Annotated in this window: 4 protein-coding genes; 1 reads left to right on the top strand and 3 read right to left on the bottom strand. The window is 72.9% G+C overall.

The window, feature by feature from the left end; genetic code table 11:
- A partial coding sequence (locus GTW67_RS20225) for a DUF1996 domain-containing protein (protein ID WP_161166223.1) occupies positions 1–1,027 on the bottom strand: 1,027 nt, incomplete at its 3' end.
- 255 nt (positions 1,028–1,282) lie between these two features.
- On the opposite strand from GTW67_RS20225, the gene GTW67_RS20220 reads away from it, so the two are divergent.
- A complete protein-coding gene (locus GTW67_RS20220) occupies positions 1,283–3,100 on the top strand; it encodes a pectate lyase-like domain-containing protein (RefSeq protein ID WP_161166222.1) in 1,818 nt (605 codons plus the stop codon).
- Between the two features lie 46 nt (positions 3,101–3,146).
- Here GTW67_RS20220 and fusA read toward each other — a convergent pair whose 3' ends face one another.
- Positions 3,147–5,192 (bottom strand): elongation factor G, encoded by a 2,046-nt coding sequence (fusA, locus tag GTW67_RS20215; RefSeq protein ID WP_161166221.1) that lies wholly within the window; start codon positions 5,190–5,192, stop codon positions 3,147–3,149.
- Positions 5,193–5,491: 299 nt separating this feature from the next.
- Positions 5,492–6,937, bottom strand: a 1,446-nt coding sequence (locus tag GTW67_RS20210) for an ABC transporter ATP-binding protein (protein WP_161166220.1), incomplete at its 5' end; no start/stop codon positions are given.

Raw genomic sequence — 6,937 nt, 5'->3', positions numbered from 1 at the left:
GGCCGCCGACGATGCAGTGGTCGACCATGGCCTTGAGGGTGGGCTCGTCCCAGGCGTTGAAGAAGTCGTAGTGGAACGAGTGGCTCGCCCCGCTGGCCAGCCTGAGCCGCGAGAGGTCGCCGTTGACCGGGAAGGCCATCTTGAACTCGATCATCGGCAGGGCGACCGGGTGACTGGCCGGGCAGATGTTGTTGTTGGTGCCGGGGTTGACCACCGGGTACGCCATGTGGCTCTTGTGGTCCGGCGTGTCCAGATGCGTGCCGTCCCAGCAACTGGGGGCCTGGAAACGGATGTTGACCTGGACGTCCGGGCGGGAGGGGCAGTCGGTGGGGAAGGCGACGTTGAAGAAGCTGTCGCCGCACTCCCAGCCCTCGACGAAGCCGGGGTGGTCACGGAACTCCTGGGCGCTCTGCATGGGGTTGCCGACGACGTACCTGAGGCCCTTGGGGAAGGGCCGCACGCTGGTGTAGTCGGTGACGCCGGCCTTGTAGTAGATGGTCTGCACGCCCACCGGCAGCACCGGCCGGTCACCGTTGAACATGGTCGGCATCCAGTAGCCCGAACGGTCGCCGGGGGCGAGGCACGTGGTGGTCCCCGCGTCGAGCGAGGCCGTCGTGCTGTTGGCGTTCGTGGTGGTGTTGCCCATGAAGGTGTGGTCGTGCGACTTGCCGGGCTGCTGGGGGTAGACGATCGGGTCGTCGGGTGCGGTGTGGGTGACCGCGCAGTTGGCCTGGAACTCGTGGAAGTAGCGGTGCGGGGGTTCCTTCGTGGACGGGGTGACGCCGGTGACCGGCCGGTTCGCGGGGATGTAGCCGTCGCCGTCCGGGTCGTCGGGCGAGGAGGCGGTCGAGGCGGCCATGGTGTGCCCGGCGGCGGCCGAGTGGGCCTGCGCGGCAGCCGTGTGGGCGTGCGCGGCGGCCGGCGCCGGGGTGTCCGCGGCGGCGGTGAGCGTGCCGATGCCGATCGAGGTCAGCAGTAACGCGCTCGCGACGAGGGTGCCGGACAGAACTTTCGATCTCCGTGGCATGGAGACCTCCTGGGAAGGTCGGTGAGGATTCTCGGAGAGCGCTCTCCCGACTCGGAGTGTTGAGGGCGCGGCGGGAGGGTGTCAAGGGAACCGACAGAAGGATCAACGCGTGCACTGCTCGCACTAGTTGAACGCAACGACACAGAACTGGCCGCAACTCTTGACGCGTTGTGCACATGGATGAAACATGCACACCCAGAGAGCGCTCCCTCACTCCCACCACGTTCACTTTCCGAACAAGGAGAGCCGCCCCCCATGCCCTCTTCCCCCACGGCACCCTCGGCGTCCGAGCCCTCCGGCGTGCGCCGCCGCACCCTCCTCGGGGCAGCCGCCGCGGTCCCCGCGCTGGCCGCGCTGTCCGGCACCGCGTCCGCTGCCACCGGCACCGCTTCCGCCCCCACCGCCTCCCGGCGCGGCCCCAGCGCCCTCCCCGGCGGCGGTGACCTCGGTCCCAACGTCATCGTCTTCGACCCGTCGACACCGAACATCCAGGCCAGACTTGACGAGATCTTCCGGCAGCAGGAGTCGGCCCAGTTCGGCACCGGGCGCTACGCCCTGCTGTTCAAGCCGGGCACCTACAACGGCCTCAACGCCCAGCTCGGCTTCTACACCTCCGTCGCGGGCCTCGGCCTCTCCCCCGACGACACGACCATCAACGGTGACGTCACGGTCGACGCCGGCTGGTTCGACGGCAACGCCACCCAGAACTTCTGGCGTTCGGCGGAGAACCTGGCCCTCGTCCCCGTCAACGGCACCAACCGCTGGGCGGTCTCGCAGGCGGCGCCCTTCCGGCGCATGCACGTCCGCGGTGGCCTCAACCTGGCTCCCGACGGCTACGGCTGGGCCAGCGGCGGCTACATCGCCGACAGCCGCATCGACGGCCAGGTCGGACCGTACTCGCAGCAGCAGTGGTACACCCGGGACAGCTCGGTCGGCGGCTGGCTCAACGCCGTGTGGAACATGGTGTTCTCCGGAGTGGAGGGCGCCCCCGCGCAGAGTTTCCCCGAGCCGCCGTACACCACCCTCGACACCACGCCCGTCTCCCGCGAGAAGCCGTTCCTGTACGTGGAGGGCGACGAGTACCGGGTGTTCCTGCCGGAGAAGCGGACCGGCGCCCGCGGCGTCTCGTGGGGCAACGGCACCCCGCGCGGCACCTCGCTGCCGCTGTCGCAGTTCTACGTCGCCCAGCCGGGCGTCTCGGCCGCCACTCTCAACCAGGCCCTGGACGAGGGCCTCCACCTGCTGCTGACCCCGGGCATCTACCACCTCGACCAGGCCGTCACCGTGAACCGCGCCAACACGGTGGTGCTGGGCCTCGGTTACGCCACGCTGATCCCCGACAACGGCGTCACCGCACTGAAGGTCGCCGACGTGGACGGCGTGCGGCTGGCCGGTCTCCTGATCGACGCCGGCCCGGTCAACTCGGCGACGCTGCTCGAAGTCGGCCCGCAGGGCGCGTCGCAGGACCACTCGGCCAACCCGACCACCGTGCAGGACGTGTTCGTGCGGATCGGCGGCGCCGGGCCCGGCAAGGCCACCACCAGCATGGTGATCAACAGCCGGCACACCGTCGTGGACCACACCTGGGTGTGGCGCGCCGACCACGGCGAGGGCGTCGGCTGGGAGACCAACCGCGCCGACTACGGCGTCGTCGTGAACGGTGACGACGTCCTGATCACCGGCCTGTTCGTGGAGCACTTCAACAAGTACGACGTGCAGTGGAACGGCCAGCGGGGCCGCACGGTCTTCTTCCAGAACGAGAAGGCGTACGACGCCCCCGACCAGGCCGCGATCCAGAACGGCTCGGTCAAGGGCTACGCCGCCTACAAGGTCGCCGACCACGTCACCGAGCACGAGGGCTGGGGGCTCGGCAGCTACTGCTACTACAACGTGAACCCGTCCATCGTGCAGCACCACGGCTTCGCGGCGCCGGACCGGCCCGGGGTGCGCTTCCACGGGCTGCTGGTGGTGTCGCTGGGCGGCAAGGGGCAGTACGAGTGCGTCATCAACGACACGGGTTCGCCCACGTCGGGGACGGACACCGTGCCGTCGAAGGTCGTCCAGTACCCCTGAGGGGCGAGGTACCCCCGTCCGGGGGGACGGGGGTACCTCGGCACGCCTACCGAACGGCCGTCGCGACCTTGGCGGGCGCCGGCGCGTAGCCGGTGGGCCGGGCGGTGAAGGTGCCGCGGCCCTGGGTGCGGCTGCGCAGCCGGGTCGCGTAACCGAACAGCTCGGCCAGCGGCACAGTGGCCGTGACGACCGCCGCGCCGGCCCGCGTGACGGACCCGGTGACCCGGCCGCGGCGGGCGGCCAGGTCGCCGAGCACCCCGCCGACCGCGTCCTCGGGCACGGTGACCGTCACCTCCACGACCGGCTCCAGGAGGACCATCGCCGAGGCGCGCAGGGCGTCGCGCAGGCCCAGCCGGCCGGCGGTGCGGAAGGCCGTGTCCGAGGAGTCCTTCACATGGGTCTGGCCGTCGGTGAGCGTGACCCGCAGACCGGTCACCGGGTGCCCGCCGAGGGGTCCCTCGGCCAGGGCGTCCCGGCAGCCGGCCTCGACGGCCCGGACGAACTCCTGCGGCACGCGCCCGCCGACGACCGCCGACCGGAACACGAAGCCGCCCTCGTCCCACGGTTCGACGTCCAGCACGACATGCGCGAACTGGCCAGCGCCGCCGTCCTGTTTGACGTGCCGGAAGACGAAACCGGCCACGCCCTCGCCGACCGTCTCGCGGTACGCCACACCGGGGCGGCCCACGGCGACCTCGACGCCCTGCTCGCGCCGGACGCGCTCCACCGCGACCTCCAGGTGCAGTTCGCCCATGCCGGACAGCACGGTCTGCCCGGTCTCCGGGTCGGTCCGCACGGCCAGCGAGGGGTCCTCCTCGGTGAGCCGGGCGAGCGCGGTGGCCAGCCGGTCGGTGTCGGTGGACCGACGGGCCTCGACGGCGACGTGCACGACCGGTTCGGCCACGCCCGGGGGTTCCAGGACGAGCGGGGCGCCCGGCGCGCACAGGGTGGAGCCGGCGCGGGCGGACTTCAGTCCGACCACGGCGACGATGTCCCCGGCGACCGCCCGCTCCAGCGGGTCGTGCCGGTCGGCCCGCACCCGCAGGATGCGGCCGATCCGCTCGGTGCGGCGCGTGCCCGCGTCCCACACGGTGTCTCCCTTCTCGATCGTGCCCGAGTACACCCGCAGATACGTCAGCCGTCCCGTCGGGGTGGCGCTGACCTTGAACGCCAGCGCGGCCAGCGGTGCGCCCGGGTCGGCGGCCCGCTCCTGCTCCGTGCCGTCGTGGGTGCCGCGTACCGGGGGCACGTCCTGCGGGGACGGCAGGTAGGCCACCGCGGCGTCCAGCAGCGGTTCGATGCCGCGGTTGCGGTAGGCCGAGCCGCACAGCACCACCACGGCGTCGCCGTCGCGGGTCAGGTCGCGCAGCGCCACGCCGAGGGTGCCGGCGGTCAGCGTCTCGCGGTCGCAGAACTCCTCCAGCGCGGCCGGGTGGCGTTCGGCGACCGCCTCCTCCAGCGCCCGCCGCCTGCGTGCCGCCTCCTCGCGCAGGTCGTCCGGCACCGGTCGCTCCTCGGGCGTCTCCGCGCCGTCCGCCCACACGAGCGCGCGCATGCGCAGCAGGTCGACGACGCCGGTGAAGCCGTCCTCCGCACCGATCGGCAACTGGACGACGAGCGGGGCGGGATGGAGCCGTTCGCGGATGGAGGCGACGGCGGCGTCCAGGTCGGCGCCGGCCCGGTCCATCTTGTTGACGAACGCGATCCGCGGCACGCCGTGCCGGTCGGCCTGCCGCCACACGGACTCGCTCTGCGGTTCGACGCCCGCGACCGCGTCGAACACGGCGACCGCGCCGTCCAGCACGCGCAGCGACCGTTCGACCTCGTCGGCGAAGTCGACGTGGCCCGGTGTGTCGATCAGGTTGATCCGGTGGCCGTCCCAGGAGCAGCTGACGGCCGCGGCGAAGATGGTGATGCCGCGGTCGCGCTCCTGCGGGTCGAAGTCGGTGACCGTGGTGCCGTCGTGGACCTCGCCGCGCTTGTAGGTGGTGCCGGTGGCGTAGAGGATGCGCTCGGTGACGGTGGTCTTGCCCGCGTCGACGTGGGCGAGGATGCCGAGGTTGCGGATGGTGGTGAGAAGGTCGGTGCGCACGGCCCGTGGCCTTTCGCTGGTCTGTGAACAGGGCGGCGCGATTCCCGGGACGGGCGGGCGGACGGAGGGCCGGGCCCGCCATGGGGCCGACGGAGGTGACGCCTCCTCAGTTGCTCGTCGCGGGCTTCCGGTGCCGGCCGCGCAGCGGACACCGGGCGGCCCGGGACACCAGGATCACCTCGTACCGGGACGGGGGGACGACGGCAGCGGTGCTGATGCGCACGGCCCGGCTCCCCTCACTCGATCTCGGTGTCGTGGTGAGTGTAGGGAGCCGGGGTCCGGGCCCGCACCGCAATTTCTCAGACCCGCGCGCCGCTCTCCAGCCGGGCCGTCGTCTCCAGCAGGGACACGGTGAACGGATGCCGTGGCGCCGCCAACAGGCGTTGTGCCGAACCCTGTTCGACGATCTCTCCCTGGTCCAGTACGGCGATACGGTGCGCTCTGCGCGCGGTGTCCAGGTCGTGGGTGATGAGGACGAGGGACAGCCCGGCACGCTCCCCGAGCAGGCCGGAGAGGAGGTCCACTACGGCGCGGCGGGTGACCGTGTCGAGGCCGGAGGTGATCTCGTCGCAGATCAGGACGCGCGGCTGGGCGAGCAGCGCGCGGGCGAGCGCGGCGCGCTGGAGTTCGCCGCCCGAGAGCGCGCCCGGCAGACGCTGGGCCGTCCCGTCACCGAGTCCGGTGCGGGCGAGCAGGGCGCGGGCCTCGGCCAGGGCGGTCCGCTGGTCGGCGCCGCGCAGCCGCACCGCCGTACGGGCGACCTGGTCGAGGACGGGGCGGTGTTCGTCGAAGGCGGCGCGGGCGTCCTGGAAGACGTACTGGACGGCGGCGAGTTGGGTGCGGTCGCGGTCGCGCAGGGCGGCCGGGAGCGGGGTGCCGTCGAGGAGGAGTTCGCCGTCGTGGTCGTGGTGGAGGCCGGCGAGGCAGCGGGCGAGGGTGGTCTTGCCGCTGCCCGAGCGTCCGACGACGGCGAGGCACTCCCCGGCCCGCAGCGCGAGGTGGCCGGCGTGCAGGACGGTGGCCGGGCGGCGGGCTCCGTCACGGTGCCGGGCGGTGAGGCCGCGTACCCGCAGGACGGGCGGGTCTCCCCCGGTCCCGTCGTCGCCCCCGGTCGTGTCGTCGCTGGTCACGCGGCCGGGGCCCGGTGGCTCCGGGCGGTGGTCGTCGAGGAGCCGGCGGGTCCACTCGTGCCGGGGCGCGCGCCACAGCCGCTCGGCCGGGCCGGACTCGACGACCCGGCCGGCCCGCAGGACGAGGACCTCGTCGGCGAGGGCGCGGACCACGTCGAGGTCGTGGCTGAGCAGGACGACGCCGACACCACGGGCGGCGAGCGCCGACAGTTCGCCGACGACCCGGGCCTTGGTGAGGGCGTCCTGCCCGGTGGTGGGTTCGTCGGCGACGACCACGCGGGCGCCGAGCAGCAGCGCCTGGGCGAGGACGACGCGCTGCTGCTGGCCGCCGGACAGCTGATGCGGGAAGCGGCGCGACAGCACGTCTCCGTCGGGGAGTTGTGCGTCGGTGAGGGCGCGGGATACCAACTGCCGTGCCGCAGTGCGCCGTTCGGTGCGGGGCAGGCGGCGCGCCTGGGGGCGGGCGAGGTCGCGCAGGAGCGCGGAGACATGGCGGGCCGGGTTCAGGACGGCCGCCGGGTGCTGGGGTACGTAGCCGACCGGGTCGTCCGTCGCGTGCCGCACCTCGCCGGTGACGCGGGCGCCCGGCGGGTACTCGCCGAGCAGTGCCAGGCC

It is taken from the genome of Streptomyces sp. SID5910 (assembly GCF_009862125.1).
Classification (GTDB): Bacteria; Actinomycetota; Actinomycetes; order Streptomycetales; family Streptomycetaceae; genus Streptomyces.
Note: the sequence above shows the minus strand (reverse complement) of the source record. Positions and strands in the feature narration are given on the sequence as shown.

Excerpts from the sequence above, each read along its gene's own strand:
- GTW67_RS20220 (WP_161166222.1), top strand. The coding sequence starts at position 1,283 with ATGCCCTCTTCCCCCACGGCACCCTCGGCGTCCGAGCCCTCCGGCGTG.